Source organism: Flammeovirga yaeyamensis, assembly GCF_018736045.1.
Taxonomy (GTDB): Bacteria; Bacteroidota; Bacteroidia; order Cytophagales; family Flammeovirgaceae; genus Flammeovirga; species Flammeovirga yaeyamensis.
In genome coordinates this window covers 1,052,956-1,078,093 of the sequence record NZ_CP076132.1, presented here as the reverse complement: position 1 = coordinate 1,078,093, position 25,138 = coordinate 1,052,956, and the positions used below count along the sequence as shown (strand labels likewise).

The window sequence follows — 25,138 nt, the reverse complement described above, 5'->3', positions numbered from 1 at the left end:
ACTGTGCATGAAAAATTATTTTTCAATCCACTCAGGTTATTAAACAATATCACTTTTTTTAAATTAATAATGGAGAGAGTCAGCTTGTATATAAAGGAAGAAACTACTTTACTTTTTTTACAGCATCATTCCATTAAAGATCAAACAACAAATCAATGATTCACGCTTTCATTGGCAATTTTGGGCATTTCATGATTATTGTAGCATTTGTTACTGCAATACTATCTGCAATAGCCTATAGATTTACCGCAACAGAAAATAACATCGAGGAAAAACAACGATGGAAAAAATTAGCAAGAGCTACATTTATAATCCATGGTATAGCTGTTTTTTCAACGGTATGTACTCTCTTCTTTATGATATTCAATCATTATTATGAATACCATTATGTATGGAGTCACTCTTCTAATAATTTACCAGCTTATTACATCGTTTCTAGTTTCTGGGAAGGCCAAGAAGGTAGCTTTTTAGTTTGGACGTTTTGGCATGTTCTAATCGCCTTGTTCATTATCAAAAAATCTGGAGAGTGGGAGTACAATGTCATGTTTGTTGTGGCTGCAGTTCAGGCTTTCCTTATGTCGATGATATTAGGTGTGACAGTGTTTGGAGCTAAAATTGGTTCATCACCATTTATTCTTCTAAGAGACGCAATCGAGGCACCTGTATTTGCTACAAATCCTAATTTTATCCCTGAAGACGGTACTGGTCTAAATCCTTTACTTCAGAATATTTGGATGGTCATTCACCCACCTACTCTATTTATGGGATTTGCTTTAACATTGATTCCTTTTGCATTTGTAATTGCCGCTTTATTCCAAAAAGATTACCAAGGATGGGTAAAACCAAGTATGGGATGGGTAGTTACGGCTATCTCCGTGTTAGGTATTGGTATTATGATGGGGGCTTACTGGGCCTATGAAACACTAAACTTTGGTGGTTATTGGAACTGGGACCCTGTTGAAAATGCAGTGTATGTTCCATGGTTAATTCTTGTTGCAGGTCTACACTTAATGATCATTCAGCACAAAAGTTTCGCTGCTTTAAAAGCAGGAATGGGACTTATTCTAGGTGCTTTTATTCTGATATTATATTCTACATTCTTAACACGATCAGGGGTATTGGGTGAAGGTTCTGTACACTCGTTTACAGACTTAGGATTATCAGGTCAGTTATTACTTTACTTGGTATTCTTCACTATTTTAGCAATTCTTTTGTTTGTAGCCCGCATGAAAGACATGCCTTCTGATAAAAAAGAGGCCTCTACATACAGTGCTGAATTCTGGATATTTATTGGAGCTACTGTTTTAGCATTAATGAGTTTCCAAGTATTGGTACCAACTTCTTACCCTGCCTTTAATGCTTTAGTAGCTAATTTTGGTATTTCATCAAACTTGGCTCCTCCTGCAGATGCTGTAGCATTTTATACTAAATTCCAGTTGTGGTTTGCTGTTGCTTTAGCCTTAATTTCTGGTACTGCCCAATTCTTCTTTTGGAAGAGATTGGATAAGAAAAATGTATTCAGCACGTTAACTACTCCATATATCATTACCTTAATTATTACTGCAGTTTTAATTTTAATGGGTAATGTGCATCAGCCAACTTACATCATTTTACTTACAGCGGCCATTTTTAGTTTAGTAGCTAATACCATCGTAATTGTTCAATTTACGAAATTGAAAATCTCTATTTCTGGTGGTGCTGTAACACATATTGGTGTGGCTTTAATGCTTGTTGGTATTCTTGCTTCTTCTGGTTTCGAAGATGTTATCTCTTTAAATATGAGTGGTAAGATCTACAATAGTGAATTCCCTGAAGAAATGAACAAGGAGAATGTATTGTTGTTTAGAGGTCACCCGAAACGTATGGGACAATATCACCTTACTTACAAAGGGCCAAGATTAACTTCTCGTGATATACCAGGGTATTTCAATAAGGAATCCGTAAAACAAAAAGCCAATGATCCGTATCATGCAGTTGTTTTAGAAGATATCGTTCAAGATGGAGAAACTGTTGCGGAAATTGGAGATGAAATCCAGATTTATAATGAAAATATTTACTACGAAATCGAATACATCAGCGATAAAGGTAAATCATTCTCATTGTTCCCAAGAGTTCAAGACAACGAAGCTATGGGCCCAATTCCATCTCCAGATATTAAGTCATTCTGGAATAAAGATATGTATACTCACATTACGAATCTTGCAGTAAGCGATGATGAAGTGGAGTGGAGTAAACAAGATCCTCTTAAAATAGCGATTGGGGATACCGTATTCTTGAATGATTATGTTGTTGTTTTTGATGGAGTAAAACCTCTTGAAAAAGCGCCTGGCTATCATATCAAAGAAGATGATTATGCACTTCAAGCCAACCTTAGAGTTTTACTTGGAGCTAATAACAATATTGATTTGAAGCCGTCTTATGTACTTACTCAAGTAAAGAGAATGAGTATAGATGGGCTAGTAAATGATTATGAGGCAGGTTTAATTGCTGCGACTAATAGAGAGTTAGGATTAAGAATTACTTTAAAAGAGATTCTTCCTAAAGAAAAAACATTCGTCTTTGAAGCAGAAACAGCTCAAAAAGACTGGGTGATTATGAAAGCAGTTGAAAAGCCTTTCATCAGTATCTTATGGATTGGTACTATTCTTTTGGGTGTCGGAACAGGTATTTCTGCTAGTCGACGTTTCAAAGAGAGTAAAAACAAAACCACAAAGAAAGAAACTAAAGAAGAAGTAATGGTTTAATCTTCTCTTTATATTGATATAAAAAAGGTGGATGATTTTAGAATCATCCACCTTTTTTAGCTTTATATTTTTACCAGTCTTCCTCTTCTTCCTTCACAGCAGCATCCTTTTTCTTCTTTTTCTCTTTGGCATTTTGCTCAAAAGGATCTGTTTCTAGACTTTGCTGATTATTACTATTACCAAATAACTTCTTCTTCTCAATTAAATTTCCGAGAGAATCGTACTGAGGTAGTTTGGCAAGAGAATCCGTTTCATATTTCTCCACATTGGCTTTATGAATGCTATCCAATTCGCTTTTGGGAATCATATAATGTTTCGGTTTCCATATCTCATACCATTTCCTTTTTACTAAGTACATAGAATCTGGAACTATAAAATACCCCATACGCATAGAGTCTTCCTTAGCTACCAAATCACCATACTTCTGAAGATAAACATATCCATCGTACATTGTTGGAGGAAGAGAATCATTCGTTACAACATCTATATCATCACTATCTTGATCCGGTAATTCTTTAGCAACCATTGAATCATCATAACCTGGGCCACCTCCAAACAATAAATTCTCAAGGGAATCGCCAGAGTTCACCAAATAGATACTATCCTCTGCAATGAAATCTATTGTAGAATCTTCTTCAATTTTTTCAGGCATAGGATTTATTGTACTTCCGATGATATAATTTGGCTTATTACCTGCCTGATGTTTCTTATCTTGATTAAAGTACTTCCCATAAAGTCCACCTCTAGGGGCAAGTAAACCGGTCCACTCCTTTTCTCTTGATGCGTAAATTTCTTCTTCTTTTGCAGTAGAATCGTTGATAAAGTAACCCACATAAGAAACAGTACCTTTTATTTCCATTGTAGAATCTTCTCCTAATGGTAAAAAGTAGTCTGAATCTGGATCAGGAGTTTTAGCTACATAATATAAACTATTTGGATCATCTTTTTGATAGAATACAGAGATATACGCTGGGCACACTTTAGGTACACAGGCCTGTAAAACCATACAAAAAATAATACTTATATAAACTAAAGTTTGTTTCATAAACTATTTTTTCTCCTCATTTACTCAGGTTTTCATCAAAGAAATTGAGGAGATATCTATGTAGTAAAATATTCACACTTACCTTTGAAATTGTTTTTGAGACAAGAGGTAAAGTATATATCAAATGATAAATATATAGGATATGTATAAAAGTACATATAGGATGCCAAAAAAAATTACAAATCTATCGAATTGGATGTATCATTGATTTTTTGGTAATTTGCATCGAGAATTTTAAAGATTCATTTAAATTTTACTGTTTAAAAAGTGAAAATAAATGCTTTGACTCTTTACATCTCGATGTATAAACACTAGATATGAATTCAATTTTTTCTGAAATAGGAATCCTTCTAAAAAAAGATGCAACTTTAGAATGGAGAGAGAAAACAAACTTAAATGGACTTCTTTTATTTACTATAAGTACAGTATTTGTCTGTTACTTAAGTTTTAATCAAAAAAGCACGGCTTTATCTCCTATTACATGGAATACCCTTTTTTGGATCATCCAATTATTTGCTGCCTTAAATGGTGCTAGTAATAGCTTTACTAAAGAATCGAAAGGCAGGCATTTTTATTATTATCAAATGATTAGTCCACAAGCGATCATCTTGTCAAAAATTATTTATAATGCTTTTCTGATGATGCTTATTTCATTTATTGGGCTTGGTGTTTATTCACTTGTTCTTGGCAACCCTATTCAAGACTTTGGATTATTCGCATTTGTGGTCTTTTTAGGTGGATTCGGGTTTTCATCTTCCCTTACTTTAGTGGCGGGTATTGCTTCTAAAGCACAAGGAAATAGCACCCTTATGGCTGTACTTGGATTACCTGCTATTCTACCTATGATATTAATGCTCATTAAATTATCTAAAAATGCCATAGATGGTATAGCAAGAAGTCAGAGTATGGACGAAATACTTGTTATATTTGCCATCGATATAATAATAGTAACAGTATCTTTTCTACTTTTCCCTTATTTGTGGAGAAGTTAAACAATAATAAACAAAATAATGAAAGGCGCTTGGTGGAAAATCACGGCTGTGATTTTACTTTTTTACACGCTTGTAGGGGGACTTTTACTTAGTGTTCCTCGTTTAGACATTTTAAATGAAACGATCAGAAACCTATACTATCATGTTCCAATGTGGTTTGGGATGATTTTAGTCCTATTAGGTGCAATGATTTATTCTATTAAATATCTAAGATCTAACAATCTTCATGATGATTTATGGGCTTCTGAATTAACCAATACAGGAATTCTGTTTGGTATTCTTGGTATCGTTACCGGAATGATATGGGCTGCATTTACATGGGGAGAACCTTGGAGTAATGACCCTAAACAAAATGCTGCCGCTGTAGGTTTACTTTTTTACTTTGCCTACCTAATTCTTAGAGGCTCATTTAAAGATGATGATCAAAAAGCGAAAATTAGTGCTATTTATAACATTTTTGCCTTTGCTGTATTCATACCTCTTATCTTTGTATTACCTAGGTTAACAAGTTCTTTGCATCCTGGTAATGGAGGCAACCCTGGTTTCGATCAATATAAATCAGATAGTAATTTAAGACTTGTATTCTACCCTGCCATTATCGGATGGACACTCTTAGGTGTTTGGTTTACTCAATTAAGGGTAAGAATGAAAAAAGCAGAGGATAAAATTTTAGATATCGATTAATAAAAGAACAATGAAAAAGTTCATCAACACTATATTATTAAGTATTTTTTCTTTGACATTTGTAAGTGCTCAAGAGAAAATTCAGATTACTGAAAAAGATTATTCTAATTTTGGTGTAGAGATGGCAGATGCCCTACATGCGAATGGAAAAATCTATGTTGTAGTAGCTGTAGTTGCTGCTATTTGGGTAGGATTTATGGTTTACTTATTCTTAACTGACCGTAAAATCACCCAATTAGAAAAAATGATTAACGATAAATAAAACACTATGAAAAGGTCACATATATTCGGACTGATCATTATTGCCATAATGATTAGTATTTTAGTAGTTACTGCAGGAGATGCTAGTCAGTATGTAGATTTTACAACTGCTCAAGAAATAGCTGCTGATGGTAACGAAAATAAAGTTCATGTTATCGGTGAGCTTCAAAAAGATAAATCAGGTAATGTAATCGGCATTCAATACGACCCTATGAAAGATGCTAATTACCTTGCTTTTAACCTTGTTGATGAACAAAATGTAATGAGAAGAGTAGTTTGTTATTCTCCTCCTGCATCAATGAAAGATTTCGAAAAATCTGAAAAAGTGGTGGTTATTGGTCGTACAAAGAACGAACAAGAATTCCTTGCTTCTGAAATTTTGATGAAGTGTCCTTCTAAATACGAAGAGAAGCAATTGTAAGACATCAACTATTTGATATACACAGAAAGGCAACTTAGATATAATCTAAGTTGCCTTTTTTTTTACAAACTTTATTTTTCCCAATTCAAAAGTTTGTAAGAAGAATGTTGATTAGTTCTGTTGTCTTTGCGATCTATTCTTTGGTTGTGTTGTTTCACCTGAGTTCGTCTAACTCAGTTATTTTAGCTAAGTCGTTGCCATACTCGATATGTAAAGTTTTCTCTTAGTGTACAACTTTCATTTTCTTCTTTGCATCAATCTCTCTTTTAATATCTTTTACTTTAGCACTTGTAAAAGACATGAGATAATCTGCAAGTGTATTATCGTCTAATCTCGATCTATCAATAACAGAGGTATATGTATCAGGCTTTCCTTTTTTAATATGTTCAAGGAAATCATTTCTTAATTTGGCATTTTTGAGCATTTTCATTTTAGCATCTTGATAACTCAAACCATGGTTATTCATTATTTGTGCGATTCTAAACTGAAAAGTACTATTGATTTTTATACGTAAAGCATTTTGTAGTTCGCTTGCGAAATATTCAGCACCTCGTCCTAAAATAACGACATTACCTCTATCGAAATAGGCATTAAGTACTGTTTCTAAAGCTTTATCTAGATGCCCATCTAATTTATTATAGTCAGGACTAAAGGAATGAATAATCTGCTCAACTAAGCCTTTCTTTTCTTGAGGAACATACTCTTTGATGGCTTTGTAGTCTAAGGAAAGCTCTTGGGATAAATCACGAATGACACTTGTATCAATAAGTATCCATTTCTTATTGAGAAGCTCGAAACCAATCTTTTCTTGATTGAGCTTATTGACTAACATTTGTCCTACTTTTCTTACAGCTGAACCGTATTCACGAGAAATAGTAACAATAACGCCTTTACGCTTTTGGGTAGCATTGCTGGAGCCGGCAAAATCCAACTCCAGTTTTCTGAGGAATTGATCTAATATATTGGTTTTCATGACAGTAAAATTAGTGATGTGTTATTTATTAATAGTAATTTACACACTTATAAAGATTTTTTAACTGACCATGATCACCAAAACTAAGTGATCTTATTTAAAATATACTGACCTAATTCTTCTTCTGATGTATAAATCTCTACCATCAAAGGATTAATTAAACCATTTACCATTGGAGGCACAGCTTCTTCTATTTCTGGATTTTCGTCTTTAATAAACTGCTCCTTGTAACGTTCTATCAATTCTTGTTGTTTTTGATAAGCACCTGCAAGCTTTCCATAGCTAAAGCCTGCTCTTTTAAGGTAAATCAATCTTGAGTCATTGATCTCGCCTTTTTTTAGTCCCATCAAAAAGCTTCCTAAATCTTCAGATATAAAACTTCTTCCTCCTAATTGTTTTTCTTCTTCGTCTAACTGTTTCATATTTAAATCAAATAATTATTCGCTTCCCATTGTTTCAGCAGCCGTTACTAATAACGATGAGCTGATTCTTTTCTTAAAGTTAGGATTAATATATTCAAAACTAATTTCTCCATTCGTCTTTACAAAAAATACAGCAGGAACAGGTAACATATTATGTTTTTCTCCGGTAGTTGTGACAATGTCCATTCCCATATTGGAGAACTTTTTAAACATTTTATCATCTAATTCGAAAGCTAAACCAAATTTCTTTGAGGCCTTCATATCACTATCTGATAATAGCATATAGTTCATCATGTGTTTGTCATAAGTAAGCGATAAATGGTCTGGTGTATCTGGCGAAATAGCCACAATTTGATAACCAATGCTTACTAAATAATCAGAAATTTCTCCTAATCCAGAAAGTTGTCTATTACAATAGGGACACCATCCTCCTCTATAAAAAATTAAGACTGTGGGTTTCTTTTTGATTAGTTTTTTCAGATCGACAGGGTTACTATCAACATCTCTTAAAGTGACTTCAGGAACATATTCACCAATTAATAAAGGAGAGATATCGTTTGCACTTTTAGGTACACTTTGTGAAAAGGCCGATGATAAAGACACTATAAAGATTGATAGAGTTAAGATAAAGTGTTTCATAGTTTGAAGTGATTAGTAATTAATTATGAGTTATAAAATACATGACAAGATAGAAAAAACTATTCTATTTTTTTTATTAAAAGTTGTATTGAAGTAACTTAGAACAGCAACAGAGATCAATTGCTCTGTTTTTAATTTAAATAAATGCCTCGACATCATCAACATTTTCTTTGGATTCTATTTTTCTGCCTATTTCAAAAAACAGTCATTGCTCAAAATACTGCTGATTCGTCGTATATAGATCATTCTTATATCAGACATATCAATGATAAAGTGAGTATCAGTACCTACTTCTCCAATTCTAAGCTTAATCTTTTATTTAATAACTATCCTCCTAAAACATGGTTCGATGATAACGGAATTGTTAGAAGAGAACGTCCTAAAGACATTCTATATACACCTAACAATAGTTATCTTATTGGTTTAGGTTTTGCCTTTGGTAACCTTGGTGTAAGAGCAAGTATTCAAACTCCATATTCCCAATATGATGAAGGAGTATATGGAAAATCTAGTGTTTTCCGTTTACGTGCTGATGGTTTTATCAAAAAATGGTATTTAGATGCTGAATATTACAGATATTCTGGCTTTATAGATAGTTCTATTCGTGTATATGACAGCCTTCAAACGGAGCCTTCTCCATTAATTCGAGACGACATCATTACTCGATCTATCAATTTACATGCGGTAAGGTTTACAAATAATCGATTCAGCTACAAGGCCGTCTTTAAACAGAAAAAGATTCAATTGAGAAGTGCCTTTACAACTTATTACAAAATCAGATATCGTTCAGAAAATTATTCAGGATTAACTCCCTTTTTACCTCCTCTTGCTAGAAATCCAGAATCACAATATGGTTCTATGACGAAACTTCGTATGAATGACCTAACTGTTATTGGTGGGGTGGCAGGTGTTCTAGTATATAAAGGTTTTTATATAGGAACAATGCTTGGAGTGGGAGTTGGTGGACAACATCAAGGTTTTACATTAGATAGCGGAAGTGACACGCAATTTTCATTTTTACCTGCTTTAGACTTTAAAGCTTCAGCAGGATATAATCATGAAAGATTGTTTATTACTCTTCAGACCAATACAGAAGTTACCTATTCGGCATTACCTCATGCTTTAGATCAAGAATTCTTAGCCATTAGTTATTTTACCAGTTTTGAAGTGAACTGTGGTTATCGTTTTAATATGGGACCTAAATTAAATAAAACTGTGAAATGGGTAAATGATTTGATCAATCAGACAGCTCATATGATTTTTACAGGAGGTAAAAAATCAACAAAATAAAAAAAGGATAATAAACTATATTGCCTATTATCCTTTCATATCATTTGATAAAATCTAGAAACTTCCTCTTAGTTTATAGGTATCCGCTACTTTTGTAATGGCCACCATATAAGATGCTATCCTTAGAGATACATTGTGCTTTTCAGCGATTTTAAACACTTTCTCAAAAGCTTCTTTCATAATTCTATCGCTTCTTCTATTTACTCTATCTCGTGTCCATTTGTATCCCAAACGGTTTTGAACCCATTCGAAATAAGAAACAGTAACACCTCCAGCATTGGCAAGAATGTCTGGAACCACAACGATACCTTTATCATGGAGTGCTTTGTCTGCCTTTGCTCCTGTTGGTCCGTTTGCTCCTTCAACAATCAACTTTGCTTTTATTTTATCTGCATTCTTCGTGTTAATCACATCCTCTTTTGCAGCAGGAACAAGTACATCTACATCTAACTCTAAAAGAGCTTCGTTAGAAATCTTTTCTCCTCCAGTAAACCCTTCCAGTGTTTTGTAGGTTTCTCTATATTCACTTGCTTCTCTAAGGTCAATCCCATCAGGATTATAAAAAGCACCAGTGTGATCACTAATTGCCGTAATTTTAAGTCCTTTTTGAGCAAGTAGTTTTGCAGCATTAGAGCCTACATTACCAAAACCTTGTACAGCAACAGTTGCATCGTTTGGAGAGATTTTCATTTTTCTTAAAGCCTCCATTGCTGAAACCATTACCCCTCTTCCAGTAGCTTCTACTCTACCCAAAGAACCACCTAATACTAAAGGTTTACCTGTAACAACGGCTTGAACAGTTTTACCTTGAGCTTTAGAATATTCATCCATAATCCAAGCCATTTCTTGTGGGCCCGTTCCCATATCTGGAGCAGGAATATCGATATCTGGACCGAAAATCTCGTACATTTTTACAGTATAAGCTCTCGTTAGACGTTCTAATTCTCCACTAGACATTTTGGATGGATCACATTTTATTCCACCCTTCGCACCGCCATAAGGAATATCTACAACGGCACATTTCCATGTCATCCACGCAGCCAAAGCCTTCACCTCATCTAGGTTTACATCCATATCGTAACGGATTCCACCTTTCGACGGACCAAGTGTGTTCGAATGAATTACTCGGTAACCTTCAAATACTTTTTTATGGCCATCGTCCATAACAATTGGTAGTGATACAATAACTTGCTTGGCAGGACTTTTTAAAACTTCATAAGTTTCTAAATCGAGACCAAGTTTTTCAGCAGCAATATTAAATCGCTCCATCATAGACTCAAACGGATTTTCTTTATCCGTTATTGGAGCTGGTTCAATATATCCCATATGTTTAAGTGTGTGTGTTTATATATGTGTAATTTTTACATTTATAATTGCAATTAGCAAAAAATAGTTGCACATAAACAAACAAAACGTAAAAATTTATCAGTAGTTGTTTTTAAAATTATTCGGAAAGTACTCTATTACTGTAAGATAAGCAGGTTAAAAAGAAGTAATTTTCTTTTTCTTTTTGATTGTACAGTGTCTTCACCGTTTTAGTACCCGTAAAAATAAAATGATTACTGTACCAATGTTGTACTCCTCCACTAGTAAACTTTTTCACTTCTTTCCCAGGAGAATAATCTTGAAGAGATACCACTTTTAGATTATTAGTATATTTTAATCTATCAGAGATTTTATAAAAAAAGTTATCTCTATTTACATGAAGAAAGGCCACCTTTCTATTGTCTGCATAAGCTGTTACTGACTCAATTGGCATTTCTGTTTTTAAATTTCTTGTTACATAAGTATTGTCCCATTTTAACTCACCTGTTTCGTAATCAAATCCACAAGCAAACGAACGATTAAAATTACATTCTATTGGAAATGGAAGATGATCTTTCATCTTTTCATCCAAAAGATTCATGGGAATAAACTCTCCTTTACGTCGAATCATATTCTCGTAGTTCTGTACAAATGATGTATAAGTTGGGACTTCAGCCTTTGAATAAAATCCATCGCTCAAATATTTTGCTTGATCATTAAAAGGATAAATAAAAGTGACATCATTCACCACAAACACCACTTGATTATTCATAAACTGTAACCTATTAGGCATGATCTCTAAACGCAAAGGAGTGATCTTATCTTTTTCTCTTCTTTTATGAAACTTTGCTTCACTCTTTTCTTTTTGCTTTTCATCAAGATGACTATAGAAATTTTTGAAGAAAGAAAAGTCGTAAAACTTAGGATGCATTCTGTACCCATTTTTTGAAATGATCATTGAATAGATACCTTGAGTTTCATCCGATAAATTCCCTAAACCATATGTTCCCAACATCACTAGTTGCCCGTTACTATTGTGATAAGGCCTAAAGGTTTGGTAATTATAATCTCTTTGTAATTCTTCAAAATATTGTTTGTCGATTAATCCATCCATGCTATAGTCCAAAATATATAAACCTCTGTGTATACTTGTCATCTGAGCTTTTACTACTACAGTAAGCATATCACTTTTGGGGTCAAACTCCATACAATACAAACCACCTTTTATTTGATGTACAGACGGTAAAATATTTCTTTTATCTGAATCTAAATCCCAACGAGTGACAATTGGTCTATTTTCTGCGTGACCTCCGAAGAAACACACATTATTATGAGCTTCGAAATAGTCGACTGTCATTTTTTCTACATTTTTGTAATAGAAAACTTTATGAGCACCATCCTCTAAACGAATTCTCAATACTTGATAATTATTTTTATTTGCTTGCATTAAAAAATAAGCAAATTCATCATCATATGTATTTAGCTTGAAATCACCATAATGATTTAAAGAAATGTCTTTGGTCCATTTTTTTTGAAATGATGACTTCACATAGGTCATTTGGATTTCGGATATTACATTACTTTTTTCACCAGCATATCGATTTCTTAGGACAAGTAAACCTTTATCTCCCATTTGACTTATTTGGTAAGCCCCGTCATATTCATGCATCATTGGAAACTTTAAGGTATGTTCCTCGAAAGTTTGGGCATGAACAGAAGGTATTAAAATCAATAAAATTAAGTTTAATAAAATTGGGAATATATTGATAATGCGTTTCATAGGTTTTGATAGTAATGAGGTATGAAATCAAGTAGTATTGGGTGTTTAGAAATTGTGTATTTTTACATAAGCGATATAGCTGTGTTTATTTTTTTTACAACAATTTCTATTTGTTGAAACAATATTTTGGGTATTGTTAAAGTTCACTTATGACAAAAATCAATTTAAACTTTTATTATATTATATCTAAATTTAAAAAGATCAATATCAACAAGTTAGCTAGAAAACTTTTTATAACTTTAAGCTTTCTTTGTATTGTACAATTCATGAGTTGGGGTATTATTCATTTTTTATTCCCCTACCCTGAAAAGGTCAAATATGGTAAAGTTATATTATCCAAAAACAATGAGGTGATAGGTGCTACGTTAAATACTTCAGATAAATGGTGTTTATATAGTTCTCTGGAAGATGTTGATCCTTTTTTTATTAAAGCTATAACTCAGAAAGAAGACAAATGGTTTTATTACCATTTTGGCATTAATCCTATTTCAGTATTTAGAGCTGTTTTCTACAATTTAACTTCACAAAAACGAGTTTCAGGAGCATCTACGATTACAATGCAAGTCGTCCGTTTATTAGAACCTAAAGAAAGGACGTACCTCAATAAACTAAAAGAGGCATTTAGAGCTTATCAATTAGAATGTACATATAGTAAAGATGAAATCCTTGAAATGTATATTAACAGTATTCCCTTTGGAGGAAATATTGAGGGTATAAAAGCAGCAACTGTACTTTATCTCCAAAAAAATCCAAATGCTTTAAGTACAGCAGAGTCTTCAATGTTATCAATCATACCTAATCGACCTACCTCATTAAGTATTCAGCATCAAAAAGAGTTTTTGAAGAGCGAAAGAGATAAATGGATTGTAAGGTATTATGAGGAAGGGATAATCTCTGATGATGAAAAGTATTCTGCTCTTCTAGAACCTCTTCATATTAAGAGAGAAAATATGCCGAGAACTACTCCACATCTAAATAGAAGGTTAATTAATAAGTACCCTCTAGATAAAGTGATAAAAACAAACATAGATGTGGGCAAACAGATTAAAGCTGAAAAAATTATATCTAAATATTCTAGAAGACAAAGTGGCTTAGGTATTTACAATGCTGCAGCTTTAATTATAGATAATAAAACAAATAATGTTATTGCTTACATCGGTTCTCAAGACTACGATGATGATCAAAATGCGGGGCAAATTGATGGAAATTTAGCATTAAGGTCACCTGGATCAACATTAAAACCACTTATCTATGCCCTAGGGTTTGATAGAGGTATACTTACTCCCAAGCTTCAAATTTTAGATGTTCGACACGATTTTGGTTCTTACAGTCCCGTGAATTATGATGAACAATTTCGTGGAGAAGTTACAGTTACAGAAGCGTTAAAGCAATCACTTAATATTCCTGCAGTCTCTATTTTAGAGAAAATCGGTACGCCGGCACTAATCAATAGTTTAAAAAATGCTGGTTTTAATACCATTAAAAGACAAGAAAAACGTTTAGGTTTATCACTTGCTTTGGGTGGATGTGGAGTAAATTTAACCGAACTAACAGGATTGTACGCTGCATTTGCTCAAGAAGGATCTTACACTCCTTTACATTTTACTTCAGCTGAAATTGATTCTTCCAAGCATCAAATAGTCACCCCTGAAAGTGCTTATATGATCTATGAAATATTGAGTCAGTTAAAACGACCTGATTTCCCGAATAATTATCAAAATAGCTTTCATGCCCCTCCTATCGCATGGAAGACAGGAACATCCTATGGTCGAAGAGACGCATGGAGTGTAGGGTACAATAAAGAATATACAGTTGGAGTATGGTGTGGTAATTTTAATAATATTGGTGTTCCCGGGTTAACGGGAGCAGAAACGGCAACTCCTTTACTATTCTCATTATTCCAATCACTTTACACGGGAAATAATATTTCGAAATGGGAATACGATATACCCGAACACATTTTTGAAAGAGAGGTTTGTGCTACATCGGGAAAAGTACCAAATATCTTTTGTGACCATTTAGTAAGCGATACTTTTATTCCAGGTGTTTCTCATACTGAAAAGTGTACTCACCTAAAAAATTATTTCGTATCAACAGATTCTAGCTTTTATTATTGTCATGACTGTCTTCCAAAAGAAGGTGGCTATATCAAAAAACAATATGCTAATCCATCCGTTGAATTGATGACATTTTATTTAGAAAACAATCTACCATTTAATGCTCCACCTCAGCACAATCCTAAATGCAGGACATCAATTACTGGGGTTGCTCCTCAAATTATTTCTCCTGTAGAAGGTAGAGAATATATTATTACTGATAAAAGTACAGAGCTAGAAATGAAAGCTCATTTAAGTCCGGATGTCGCTTACACCTATTGGTATGTAAACGATCATTTTATTAAAAAAGTAGAGAGAGGACAGTCACTTTTCCATCAGTTTAAATTCGGACAAAATAAAATATCATGTACAGATGATAAGGGAAGAAACGCTGAGATTTATATATTTGTTAAATAGTTAGTGGTTAATTCCCCTACTCAAAAACATAGTTTCTTACTTCAAACAATTAGAATGATAGAACTTGCCTCTTTAATCGGGCTTGGTTTTTTTGCACAATGGCTCGGGTGGAAAATTAAAGTTCCTGCCATCCTTCCTTTAATTTTAATAGGATTGTTGGTTGGTCCTTTTTCTACTTTTTTCACTCCCGATGGACATAAATTTATCGATGGAGATAAAATCTTCCATGGTGAATTACTTTTTGATGTTGTTAATCTATCTGTTGGGTTAATATTGTTTGAAGGTGGTTTAACTTTAAAATTAAAAGAGACAAAAAACCTTGGAAATGTAATTTGGAGATTGCTCATTTTTGGAACCATAATCACCTTAATAGGTGGAGCAATTGCTACACATTACATCATGGGCTTTAGCTATAGAATAGCTTTATTATTTGGAGGGTTAATTATTGTCTCAGGACCAACAGTTGTAGGTCCTATGCTTAGAAACATAAAGCCTAATATCAGAATAAATACTATTCTTAAATGGGAAGGTATTCTTATAGATCCAATAGGTGCCTTGACTGCAATTTTAATATTTGACTTTATTCTTTCAGGACATAGCAATGAGTTATTTACCTTTTTTGCCCTAAAAGGATTTTTGTTATTAACCTTATCGGGATTACTAACTGGTGGATTAGCGGCCTTCATTACCATAAGGATGTTGAAAAATAAAGCACTTCTACCTGATCACTTAAAAAACACTGTTATCCTCGGTGCCGTAATTGGCACATTTGGTTTTTCAGATGTCTTACATGCGGAGTCGGGATTGTTAGCGGTAACTGTTTACGGTATGATTATCGGAAACTCCAAGATTGCTAACTTAAAATCCCTTATGCATTTCAAAGAAGATGTTACTTTAATTTTAATCTCCTTCTTATTTGTGATGCTTTCCTCTAGGATGGATATAAATGATCTCATGGCTCTTGCCAACTGGAAGAGTGTTTTACTATTTATAGTGATTATTTATATTATCCGACCACTTGTTGTTCTGTGTAGCACAATAGGAACTAGTTTAAAATGGAAAGAAAGAATATTTATTTCTTATATCTCTCCTAGAGGGATCGTTGCTGCTGGTGTTGCTTCCTTGTTTACTTTAAAACTTACTTCAGGACAAGCGCCTATTACAGAAATTCAGGTAGAAGAAGCAAAAATGTTGCTTCCTTTAACTTTCATGATCATTATTGGTACGGTGGTAATACAAGGCTTAACAGCAAAACCACTTGCCAAAGCCTTAAAAGTATTAAGAGAAGAGCCTAACGGTATTTTATTCCTTGGTGCTAGTGAGGTAGGTTTATTCATTGCTAAAATTCTTCATCGATTTGATATTCCTGTTTTGATGTCTGATACATCAGAACATAATATTAGAAATGCTAAAAGGAACGGTATTCCAACTTACGAAGGAAGTATTCTATCTGAAGGAGCTTTAGAAGAAGTAGATTTCTCTAGATATGGACAGTTGTTTTCTACAACATCAAATAATGAAATCAACATACTTGGAAATAGAACTGTTTCTTCTGAACTGGGCATGAATAAAGTGTTCAGATTGGCTTCGAAATTAGAAGTAGAAACAAACGCACTTCAAAAACCTCAGCACCTATTATTTCAAGGGAAATATGATTTTATAGCCCTCTCTAATCTTATAAGGCGTAAACATATTATAAAGATTGTTAAATCAAGTCAGTATTATGATAAAGAGGAATCCTTTCAATTGTTATCGACATATGATTTACCAATATTTATAATTCATTCTAACCAAAGAGTAACTCCTGTAACCGATTCTTTAAACGAAATTAACGAGGATGATCAAATAGTGTATTTGGAGTTTAAAGATGTGAAAAAACAGAGTTAAGGTTAATTTAAGTGAAATAATTTTGAATAATTTCACTAGCAAAGTATATATGCAATTGGGCTGTATATCCAACTAATTATCAATTAGATAGATATAAATAATAAAAATGTTCAGAAGGGTATCCATCGACGTAGGAAATAGCTTAATGAAAGTTGGCTTTTTTCAAGACAACGAATTAATCAACGTTCGTGTCTTTGAAGATAGCGTTAAACTTATTCATGCATTAGTTGATTTCTCATGCGAATGGATTGGGTTAGCAAGCGTTGGAAATTTAGAACCATCCTTACTTAATCGCCTTAAAGAACAGTTCAATGTTTTGGAAATTTCTTCCTCTACGAATTTACCATTTGATAATCAATATGGTACTCCTCTGACTTTAGGAGTAGATCGAATTGCTGCTGTAGCCGCAGCCAGAGAGTTATTTCCAAATCAAACTTGTTTGGTCGTAGATATAGGCACCTGTGTTACTTACGACCTTATAACTGCAGATAATGTGTATCTAGGTGGAGGTATCTCCCCTGGTGTTCAATTAAGATTAAAAGCCATGAATGCTTTTACTGCAAATTTACCTCTTATAGAAGAGTTGGATTTAGACCAAAAATTAATAGGTGATTCTACAAAATCATGTATGATGTCTGGTGCGGTAAATGGCCTTTTAGCGGAAATCGAAGGGACAATTCAACAATATCAAAGAAAATTTGATGGAATTAATACATTGTTGTGTGGTGGGATGGCAAATACTTTTGAATCTAAATTAAATTCAAGCATCTTTGCTGACCGAAATCTGGTTCTCAAAGGAATCGATAGTATTCTGAGATTACATGTACAAACAAATTAATAATATCATTATAAGCTGCCTGTTATTGATCACTTTTGGATCTACAGTTTATGCGCAGCAAGGAAACGCTCCTTTTACAGCTTTAGGAGTGGGTAACCCTGTACCTTCTACATCTGCTAGAAACCAAGGTATGGGTTATACAGGTGTAGGTTTAGCAAGTTATGGTCATTCAAACCTGTTAAACCCGGCTACTTTAACTTATAATAATCTTACTTTATTCGAAGCGGGTATGTATGCAGAACAAAGAGATTTGTTCTCAGACAGTCAGACGCAACAAGATTATGGTGGGGGTCTAAGTTATATGACTTTCGCATTCCCAGTAAGTAGAAAATGGACAATGGGTGTTGGTTTTAAACCTTATAGTGTTGTAAGCTATAAGTTTTACCAAACAGATACTTTATATGCACCTGTTAATGGTTCACAAATACCAACAGGATTTTATGGCATTCAAAACGAAGGAAAAGGTGGTATTAACCAAGTGTACTTCAGTAATGGATTTAAAGTAAGCAAATGGCTTTCTGTAGGTCTAGAATTAGCTTATAATGTTGGTGTAATTGAGAAGGTGACAAAAACTGAGCTTTTAAATAATACTTCTGACTTTATTTCTGGTAGAGGTGTTCGTTTAAATTATAGAGGTTTGATGTATAAACCTGGTATATATATATCAAAGCATTTTGGGCCTAAAGACAAAGGAAGCCGAATCAACTTTGGTGGTACTTACACATTCCAACAACAAATTGGAGTAAAACGTTTAGAGGATATTCAAACAAGATCAACATCTGATTTGATCTTGAATAGAGATACAATCATTGTAGATGATTCACAATACGCTACTTTCCCAACGGAATTAGCATTAGGATTCAGTTATGAAATTGTTGGTAAAATGGCAATTGCTGTGGATTACACAAAACAAAGCTGGTCTGAATTTGAAGACTACAATGGTACAAAAGGACTTTATGACGCATTTAGATTGGGCGTAGGTATTGAATATACACCTGACTATTTTTCAGCATCGAGTTACTGGAAGCGTTTAACTTGGAGAGGTGGATTTAGATATGGAGAAACCCCGTACCAAGTTTATGATGAAAAAATTAAAGAGTATGTTGTGACCGCCGGGGTGGAGTTTCCAATGGGATTCTCGTCTTTGGCAGTTTCAGGAGAGTATGGGTGGATGAGGTCAGACATTCAACAAGCCTCCTCTTTTGAAGATCGTCACTACAGATTAAACATAGGTGTTACAATCAATGATCGCTGGTTCGTAAGGCGTCGAATCAACTAATCAATCGAATTTCAAGTATGAATAAGTTAGCAACTTTTCTATTAGGTTTCTTGTTAGTAGCAAGTTTTGCTCAAGCACAAGAAGAAGCAGCCGAGTCTAAAGACAACGGTTTAACAGAGCAAGAAGCTGCCGATGGTAGCGTTAAAAAAGGATGTGACAGCAGAGGATACTGTTGGGGTGAAAATGTTGAAGAGGCAAAGTCGAAATATACTTTCTTCTCTGATAACATGAAAGCAAAGAATTACGGTAAAGAAACAATTGATGCGTTCAATTACCTTTACACTAACACACCATATATCCACAAAAACCTTTATATCTACGGATTAAAATTATACAAAGGTTTAGTGTCAACTGAATCAAAGAAAAAAGATGCTGCTGATAAAGCACTTCTTACTTCTTATGAAGATAGAGTTTTAGAACTTTATGACAACAGAGGTAGATACTTTGGTCAGGCTGATAAGTGGGAATCTGAAAAAGCGAAATACGTTTACAAATACCACAAAGATCGTCCTGATTTTAACGATAAGTTACCAGAGTACTATGCTTTCTACAATAAAGTAGCAAAAAGAGATTTAGATAAGACTGACGATGCAAACATGTCTTCTTATGTTGCTATCGTAGCGAAATTGCACGTAGCATACAAGAAAGCAGTTCAAGGATTCTCTAAAGATCCTGAAACTAAAAAGCAAAAGTCTGCTATCTTAACAGCAAACTCTGTAATTGCTAACGAAGGTGGTCAATACACTGATGCTCAAATCAAAGAGTACACAGCTAAAAAAGCTGCTGCTGAGAAAAAATTAGAAGAGTTAGAAGCTTCTTTCGAAACTAACGATCCTGAATTCAAAAAATACAAGTCTTACAACGAAGATTGGTTGATGGATGAGTACGATTTCATTTCTGAAATCTCAGAGAAAAGCTTAGAAAGAGCTGAAAAAGAAAAAGACGAAAGAGATATCAAGTCTTGGACTCGTATCCAAACTATGGCTGATAAATATATCATGGGTATGTTAAATATCGATTGTGACTTTATCAACGAGAAATTAGGTCCAAAATTCAAAGCTGCTCCTGAAGATTTAGGTGTTGCTAAGAAAATATTTGGTTACTCTATCCGTAAAAAATGTACTGACGGTCCTTTATTCTTAGATGCTGCACTTGTAGTATACAATAACGACCCTCAAGCTGCAATGGCAAACGTTATCGCAGGTCAATACATTAAGAGAGACGATGTAGACAAAGCTATCGAGTGGAAAAACAAAGCTATCGAATTATATGCTGAGGATCCATCTAAACAAGCTGAGACTTCTATCGATATTGCTAAATTATACAGCAAAAAAGGATTAAAAGCGCAAGCTCGTTCTCAAGCTTTCAAAGCTGTTGAATACGATGCTAACATCGCTCCTGAAGCTTACACTTTCGTAGGAGACTTGTACATGACTTCATTCAAACAATGTTTTGATTCTTCTGAAGATAACGTACACGAGAAAGCTTGTTACTTAGCTGCGTACGATATGTACAACAAAGCTGGTAACTCTGCTAAAGCTGCTCAAGCTCGTAAGCAATTCCCTACTAAAACTGATGTATTTACATTAGCTGCTAAGGGTTACAAAGAAGGTGCTTCTATCGACGTTGGATGTTGGATCGGTGGTAAAACTACTATCCGTCTTCGTCCATAATGATAAAAACATATAGTATATTAGCCTCATACATTTGTATGGGGCTTTTTTTTTCATCAAACTTTTTGAAATGAAATACTTACTCTATCTATTCTTGTTCCTTTTAAGCTTGACATCATGTGATTCTACATCAAACTCTCCGGAGGTTACTTGGAAAATCACTTTAAACCAACCTGTTGAAAAAGATATTTTTATTACAGGAAATCAGCAAAAATTGGGTAATTGGGATCCCTCAGCTATTCAGTTGAGCAAAATAGATAATCAACATTATACTTTCTCTTCGTTCTTTGAGGTTAACGATTTAGTAGAATATAAATTCACTCAAGGTGATTGGAAATTTCAAGCAGCTGATAAAGATGGTAACGAATGGGGTAACTTAGAATTTATGATGCCTGATAAAGATACAACCATAGAAATAAGCATCAATAACTGGACAGATGGAAGTAAATTGATACCAAAAGGACAGATTACTGGAAATGTAGAGTATTTCAAAGACTTCAAGATAAAAGGTTTAGAGGATAGAGATATCATTGTCTGGCTCCCTCCTTCTTATTCATCAAATTCTAGGCAACGATTTCCTGTTTTATACATGCATGATGGTCAAAACATCATTGACCCAAAAACAAGTTCATTTGGTGTAGATTGGCAAGTGGATGAAACAGTGGATCAATTAAGTAAAGCAAACCTACTTCAAGAAATGATTATTGTTGGTGTCTATTGTACAAAAGACCGAAATGATGATTATGGAGTGACAGAGAAAGGAAAAATTTATCGTAAAGCATTTGCTACCGATATCAAGAAATTAATTGATACGAATTACAGAACATTACCAGAAAAAGAGCACACGCTTGTAGCGGGATCTTCTATGGGAGGTTTAGTAAGCTTTATGATCGCATGGGAGCATCCTGATGTTTATGCCGGAGCAATAAGTATGTCCCCTGCATTTAAGTACCAAGAATTCGATTATATTGACCTTATTCAAAAAGACAAGAAAAGAGAAGTCATCTTTTATATTGATAATGGAGGAAAAGGTGTAGATGTAATTCTTCAACCTGGAGTTGATAAAATGATATCGCATTTAAAGTCTATTGGTTACACTTCAGGTAAAGATTTATTCTTAGTGATAGATAAAAATGCCAAACATTCTGAAGGAGATTGGGCCAAGAGATTTCCTGATGCCATTAAGTTATTTTTCGGAAAAAAAGATATTTAATGTTAAACATCTAAAAAATAGAAAGTTAGTAGAATCTACTTTTGTAATTTTACGTATAATTTATTAGACTATAGTCTCAATTTAGCAAGACTATTAATTAAAGCATTATCACAAACTAAAATTCTACTGAACTATATGAATAAAAGTACGCTACGATTTATTACTTTTCTTCTTTTTATAGGCACTTCTCTTTCTTCCTTCGGTCAACAATTTGTTAGCTTAGAAAAAGAATTATTCCAAAAAGAAGAACAGCTAAAAGTACTTCTAATTAAGTTTGAAGAAGATTCAGCATATCTTCAAACTATGATCGATCGTTTGGATCGTCAAAAAATCAGATTGATACATGAAAGAGATTCAATAAGTCAGCTGAAAGATGACTTAATGCCTCATACAAAAGCTTTCGGTATTGTCAAAAAAGATATTTCAATTACAAGTAAGACCAATCAGAAAGATTACTATTTCAATAAAGGTGAAAAACTTGCTTTGATTGATCATAGCCGACATACTTATTCTTTCATCACAGAGAATAATGTAAAGTTAACCATCAACAAAAAGTTTATTAAACCTGCTGATGGAAGAAGAGACACAATGTATGCGATTGCATTCTATCATAACAGAGTAGAAGATTACGATAACTTCGTAGCCACTCTTCCAACTGAATCATGGTATGCATTTGATCTTGAAAGAAAAGAAAAAGAGAGATCTGAACTTCAAAATGAATACACTGACCTAGTCAATGAAATCTCGATGCTTAAATTTGAGATCAAACAATTGAAGAAAAAGATCGTTCAAAAAAATAATGGTAAGAAAGTGGAAGTTTAATTTCTTAGCTTACTACATAAGAGAGTCTATCAAAAGTGATTTTGATAGACTTTTTTTTGCTCTACCCTTTATTATATGGTTTAAATATCCCTCACGTTACTCCTTCTGTAATTATATACATTGGACAACGCCTATGAGTTATATATCAACACATCAATATTCTGGAGGGTTTTACAATATCTTTGGATTAAGCTTGGGCTTAAGATTTAACGGATAAATCGAAAATACATAAAAAAGCCTCAGATCGAATCAACGACCTGAGGCTTTGTATTTTCAAGTGTTCACCTGTTAAGTGTGGTGATTCACTGATTCTTCTAACATTGGGTGATTCTGAGGAATCAAACCGCCTTTGCTTAAACCTGAGAAGTACAAGTATAAGAAGATCGATAAGAAGATCATACCAGAACCAATCTCTGTTAAACCAAATCCTCCGTTCTCTTTCAATGTACCTGGGATGATTAGGATAGCATACTCTAAGAAGTGACCGAAAATTACTACTACAGCAACAATTTTCATCATCATCGTCTTACGTTTTGCATCTCTTGTCATCAATACAAAGAATGGGAAGATAAAGTTTGTAATTAAGATAGTGAAGAATAAAGGAGCATAAGTTGCGCTTCTCAAACGATCTACGAAATAGATTGTTTCTTCTGGAATGTTCGCGTAGTAAATCAATAAGAATTGAGAGAACCACAAGTACGACCAGAAAATTGAGAAACCGAACAAGAATTTACCTAAATCGTGTAGGTGATTCTCATTTACTGCTTTCAAATATCCCATTTCTTGAAGGATGATGACAAACAATGACATGAAAGCCACTGCAGTTACTAACCAACCTGCAAGTAAATACCATCCGAATAAAGTAGAGTACCAGTGCGTATCGATTGACATTACCCAGTCCCATGAAGTTACTGATTCAGAAATACCAAAGAAGATCAAGAAAGCCACTGAAATACGTTGAGCTTTTCTGAAATACTTAGTAGTACCTGACATGTCTGCATCTTCAGCTTTAGTGATTTTGTTCAATACAAAACCGAAGAATGTCCATACACAAATGAATAGTACCAATCTAAATAAGAAGAAAGGAGTATTCAAGAAATCTACTTTACCTGCAATAATTGCATCATAGTGTGAAGAATTAGGATCCGCAATTCCATCATGTGTCCAGTGGAAGATCGTATGAGAACCAACTAAGAAAGTTAGTAACAATACAATACCACCAACAGGGATAAAGTGACGGAAGTTCAACATTACTCTTTTGATCAATACAGGCCAACCTGAGTTAGCTACATATTGAAGTGCAAAGAAGAAGAATCCTAACAATGCCACTCCTGTGAAGAACACACCGTTCAACCAGAAATCGACAATAATACGCTGCCACCAGTGGTATTCTGCATGATGCTCTCCACCGTGAGCGTCTCCGTGAGCATCTCCTGAGTGTGCCGAAGCTACTTCAGTTGCATGCTCTACAGCTGCGTGATGATCATCGTGACCACCACCCATCATCAAGAAGATCGTACCCAACACGAACAGTACCACACCGATACCGCCGATGAGCAACACGTTCTTCTTCAGTTTACCTCCGAAAGTAAACTGCTCTTGGATATTTTTTAGATCTACATCTACGTGTGCCATATTCTATAAAATATAGTTTAGACCGTTGGGACGATCTTAGTTACCTTGAAGTTTTCTAACATATTTCACCACAGCCCAACGTTCTTCAGGGTTCAACTGTGATTTGTGTGGCCACATACGTCCTTTACCGTGAGTGATCACGAAGAAGATATGACCGTCTGTTGCGTTCTTGATAGCTTTACCTTTCAAGTTTGCAACACCACCGTATTTCTGACCTACTTTACCTTTACCGTCACCTTTTTCACCGTGACATGGCATACAGTAAGCAGTAAACAAGTGCTGACCTTGAGCAACCACTTCTGGAGTTGCCTCCAATGGGTTTTTCAAGTTTTCTGCAGCCCACTCTGCTTGATCAGCAGGAATGTCCATATAGTATAGTAATTCCTGATCTGGTTTCGCAGCAGCTTCCTTCGTCACAGCAGTGAAGTTTTGACGCTTCACAGTACCTGCAACTGGCTCCTTAACGTTAATTACTCTGTCTTTTTTACCAGCAGAATAATAATCGTTGTACGGGTTAGAGTTGATAAAGTCCTCGTAGTAGAATTCTTCAAGGAAACCACCTCTAATGCCGTCATACGTGAATTGAGAAAGCGGCTCGTAAGGTACAGTGTGGTACATTTGAGGAGCATATTCAAGACCCGTGAATTCACCGTCACCTTGAATTTTACATCCCGTCATTGCCAACGCTGCTGCACCAATTGCGATTGCTTTCATTACAACTT

At 34.3% G+C, this 25,138-nt stretch carries 21 protein-coding genes; 13 read left to right on the top strand and 8 right to left on the bottom strand.

Annotated elements, in window-relative coordinates; genetic code table 11:
- Positions 1-155: 155 nt before the first annotated feature.
- Complete coding sequence (gene ccsA / locus KMW28_RS04160) at positions 156-2,744, top strand: cytochrome c biogenesis protein CcsA (RefSeq protein ID WP_169664277.1); 2,589 nt, start codon at positions 156-158, stop codon at positions 2,742-2,744.
- 70 nt (positions 2,745-2,814) lie between these two features.
- Here ccsA (KMW28_RS04160) and KMW28_RS04155 read toward each other — a convergent pair whose 3' ends face one another.
- Entirely contained in the window at positions 2,815-3,789 is a 975-nt protein-coding gene (locus KMW28_RS04155; protein WP_169664276.1) for a hypothetical protein, read from the bottom strand.
- 317 nt (positions 3,790-4,106) lie between these two features.
- Between KMW28_RS04155 and KMW28_RS04150 the strand changes: the two genes are divergently transcribed.
- From KMW28_RS04150 to KMW28_RS04135, 4 genes are read left to right on the top strand one after another with little or no spacing between them, the layout of a single operon-like run.
- Positions 4,107-4,781, top strand: coding sequence for a heme exporter protein CcmB (locus KMW28_RS04150; protein WP_066210027.1), 675 nt, complete (start codon positions 4,107-4,109; stop codon positions 4,779-4,781).
- An 18-nt stretch (positions 4,782-4,799) separates the two neighbouring features.
- The gene (gene ccsA / locus KMW28_RS04145) at positions 4,800-5,465 is read left to right on the top strand and encodes a cytochrome c biogenesis protein CcsA (RefSeq protein ID WP_066210028.1); all 666 of its coding nucleotides are present in this window, start codon (positions 4,800-4,802) and stop codon (positions 5,463-5,465) included.
- Between the two features lie 10 nt (positions 5,466-5,475).
- On the top strand, positions 5,476-5,727 hold the full coding sequence (locus KMW28_RS04140) for a CcmD family protein (RefSeq protein WP_044221421.1): 252 nt from the start codon (positions 5,476-5,478) through the stop codon (positions 5,725-5,727).
- A gap of 6 nt (positions 5,728-5,733) precedes the next feature.
- Positions 5,734-6,147, top strand: coding sequence for a cytochrome c maturation protein CcmE domain-containing protein (locus KMW28_RS04135; RefSeq protein ID WP_066210029.1), 414 nt, complete (start codon positions 5,734-5,736; stop codon positions 6,145-6,147).
- Between the two features lie 223 nt (positions 6,148-6,370).
- Here the strand turns inward: KMW28_RS04135 and KMW28_RS04130 are convergent, their stop codons facing one another.
- The 3 genes from KMW28_RS04130 to KMW28_RS04120 all read right to left on the bottom strand — a co-directional run bounded on the left by KMW28_RS04130 (position 6,371) and on the right by KMW28_RS04120 (position 8,181).
- Positions 6,371-7,120: a cytidylate kinase-like family protein gene (locus KMW28_RS04130; RefSeq protein WP_169664275.1), complete on the bottom strand. Its 750-nt coding sequence runs from the start codon at positions 7,118-7,120 to the stop codon at positions 6,371-6,373.
- Positions 7,121-7,203: 83 nt separating this feature from the next.
- On the bottom strand, positions 7,204-7,542 hold the full coding sequence (locus KMW28_RS04125) for a hypothetical protein (RefSeq protein ID WP_169664274.1): 339 nt from the start codon (positions 7,540-7,542) through the stop codon (positions 7,204-7,206).
- A gap of 15 nt (positions 7,543-7,557) precedes the next feature.
- Positions 7,558-8,181, bottom strand: a complete 624-nt coding sequence (locus tag KMW28_RS04120) for a peroxiredoxin-like family protein (RefSeq protein WP_169664273.1) — start codon at positions 8,179-8,181, stop codon at positions 7,558-7,560.
- 144 nt (positions 8,182-8,325) lie between these two features.
- Between KMW28_RS04120 and KMW28_RS04115 the strand changes: the two genes are divergently transcribed.
- Positions 8,326-9,471 carry a DUF4421 family protein gene (locus KMW28_RS04115; protein ID WP_066210033.1) on the top strand — a complete coding sequence of 382 codons (1,146 nt, stop codon included), beginning with the start codon at positions 8,326-8,328 and terminating at the stop codon, positions 9,469-9,471.
- 54 nt (positions 9,472-9,525) lie between these two features.
- Here KMW28_RS04115 and KMW28_RS04110 read toward each other — a convergent pair whose 3' ends face one another.
- Both KMW28_RS04110 and KMW28_RS04105 read right to left on the bottom strand, forming a co-directional pair.
- Positions 9,526-10,797: a Glu/Leu/Phe/Val family dehydrogenase gene (locus tag KMW28_RS04110; RefSeq protein WP_066210034.1), complete on the bottom strand. Its 1,272-nt coding sequence runs from the start codon at positions 10,795-10,797 to the stop codon at positions 9,526-9,528.
- A 118-nt stretch (positions 10,798-10,915) separates the two neighbouring features.
- The gene (locus KMW28_RS04105; protein ID WP_169664272.1) at positions 10,916-12,556 is read right to left on the bottom strand and encodes a hypothetical protein; all 1,641 of its coding nucleotides are present in this window, start codon (positions 12,554-12,556) and stop codon (positions 10,916-10,918) included.
- Between the two features lie 266 nt (positions 12,557-12,822).
- Here KMW28_RS04105 and pbpC point away from each other — a divergent pair, with 266 nt between their 5' ends.
- From pbpC to KMW28_RS04070, 7 genes are all read left to right on the top strand, one after another.
- A complete protein-coding gene (pbpC, locus tag KMW28_RS04100; protein WP_169664271.1) occupies positions 12,823-15,069 on the top strand; it encodes a penicillin-binding protein 1C in 2,247 nt (748 codons plus the stop codon).
- 54 nt (positions 15,070-15,123) lie between these two features.
- Complete coding sequence (locus KMW28_RS04095) at positions 15,124-16,956, top strand: cation:proton antiporter (RefSeq protein WP_169664270.1); 1,833 nt, start codon at positions 15,124-15,126, stop codon at positions 16,954-16,956.
- Between the two features lie 106 nt (positions 16,957-17,062).
- Positions 17,063-17,794 carry a type III pantothenate kinase gene (locus KMW28_RS04090; RefSeq protein WP_066210038.1) on the top strand — a complete coding sequence of 244 codons (732 nt, stop codon included), beginning with the start codon at positions 17,063-17,065 and terminating at the stop codon, positions 17,792-17,794.
- The gene (locus KMW28_RS04085) at positions 17,778-19,073 is read left to right on the top strand and encodes a hypothetical protein (RefSeq protein WP_066210039.1); all 1,296 of its coding nucleotides are present in this window, start codon (positions 17,778-17,780) and stop codon (positions 19,071-19,073) included. The genes KMW28_RS04090 and KMW28_RS04085 overlap by 17 nt, the downstream gene beginning before the upstream one ends.
- Positions 19,074-19,090: 17 nt before the next feature.
- On the top strand, positions 19,091-20,746 hold the full coding sequence (locus KMW28_RS04080; RefSeq protein WP_169664269.1) for a tetratricopeptide repeat protein: 1,656 nt from the start codon (positions 19,091-19,093) through the stop codon (positions 20,744-20,746).
- 70 nt (positions 20,747-20,816) lie between these two features.
- Positions 20,817-21,959 carry an alpha/beta hydrolase-fold protein gene (locus KMW28_RS04075; protein WP_169664268.1) on the top strand — a complete coding sequence of 381 codons (1,143 nt, stop codon included), beginning with the start codon at positions 20,817-20,819 and terminating at the stop codon, positions 21,957-21,959.
- A 135-nt stretch (positions 21,960-22,094) separates the two neighbouring features.
- Complete coding sequence (locus tag KMW28_RS04070) at positions 22,095-22,781, top strand: hypothetical protein (RefSeq protein ID WP_169664267.1); 687 nt, start codon at positions 22,095-22,097, stop codon at positions 22,779-22,781.
- A 288-nt stretch (positions 22,782-23,069) separates the two neighbouring features.
- On the opposite strand, the gene KMW28_RS04065 is transcribed toward KMW28_RS04070, so the two are convergent.
- A complete protein-coding gene (locus tag KMW28_RS04065; protein WP_066210043.1) occupies positions 23,070-24,416 on the bottom strand; it encodes a flagellar basal body-associated FliL family protein in 1,347 nt (448 codons plus the stop codon).
- Between the two features lie 36 nt (positions 24,417-24,452).
- Positions 24,453-25,130: a c-type cytochrome gene (locus tag KMW28_RS04060; RefSeq protein WP_066213244.1), complete on the bottom strand. Its 678-nt coding sequence runs from the start codon at positions 25,128-25,130 to the stop codon at positions 24,453-24,455.
- Positions 25,131-25,138 lie beyond the last annotated feature (8 nt).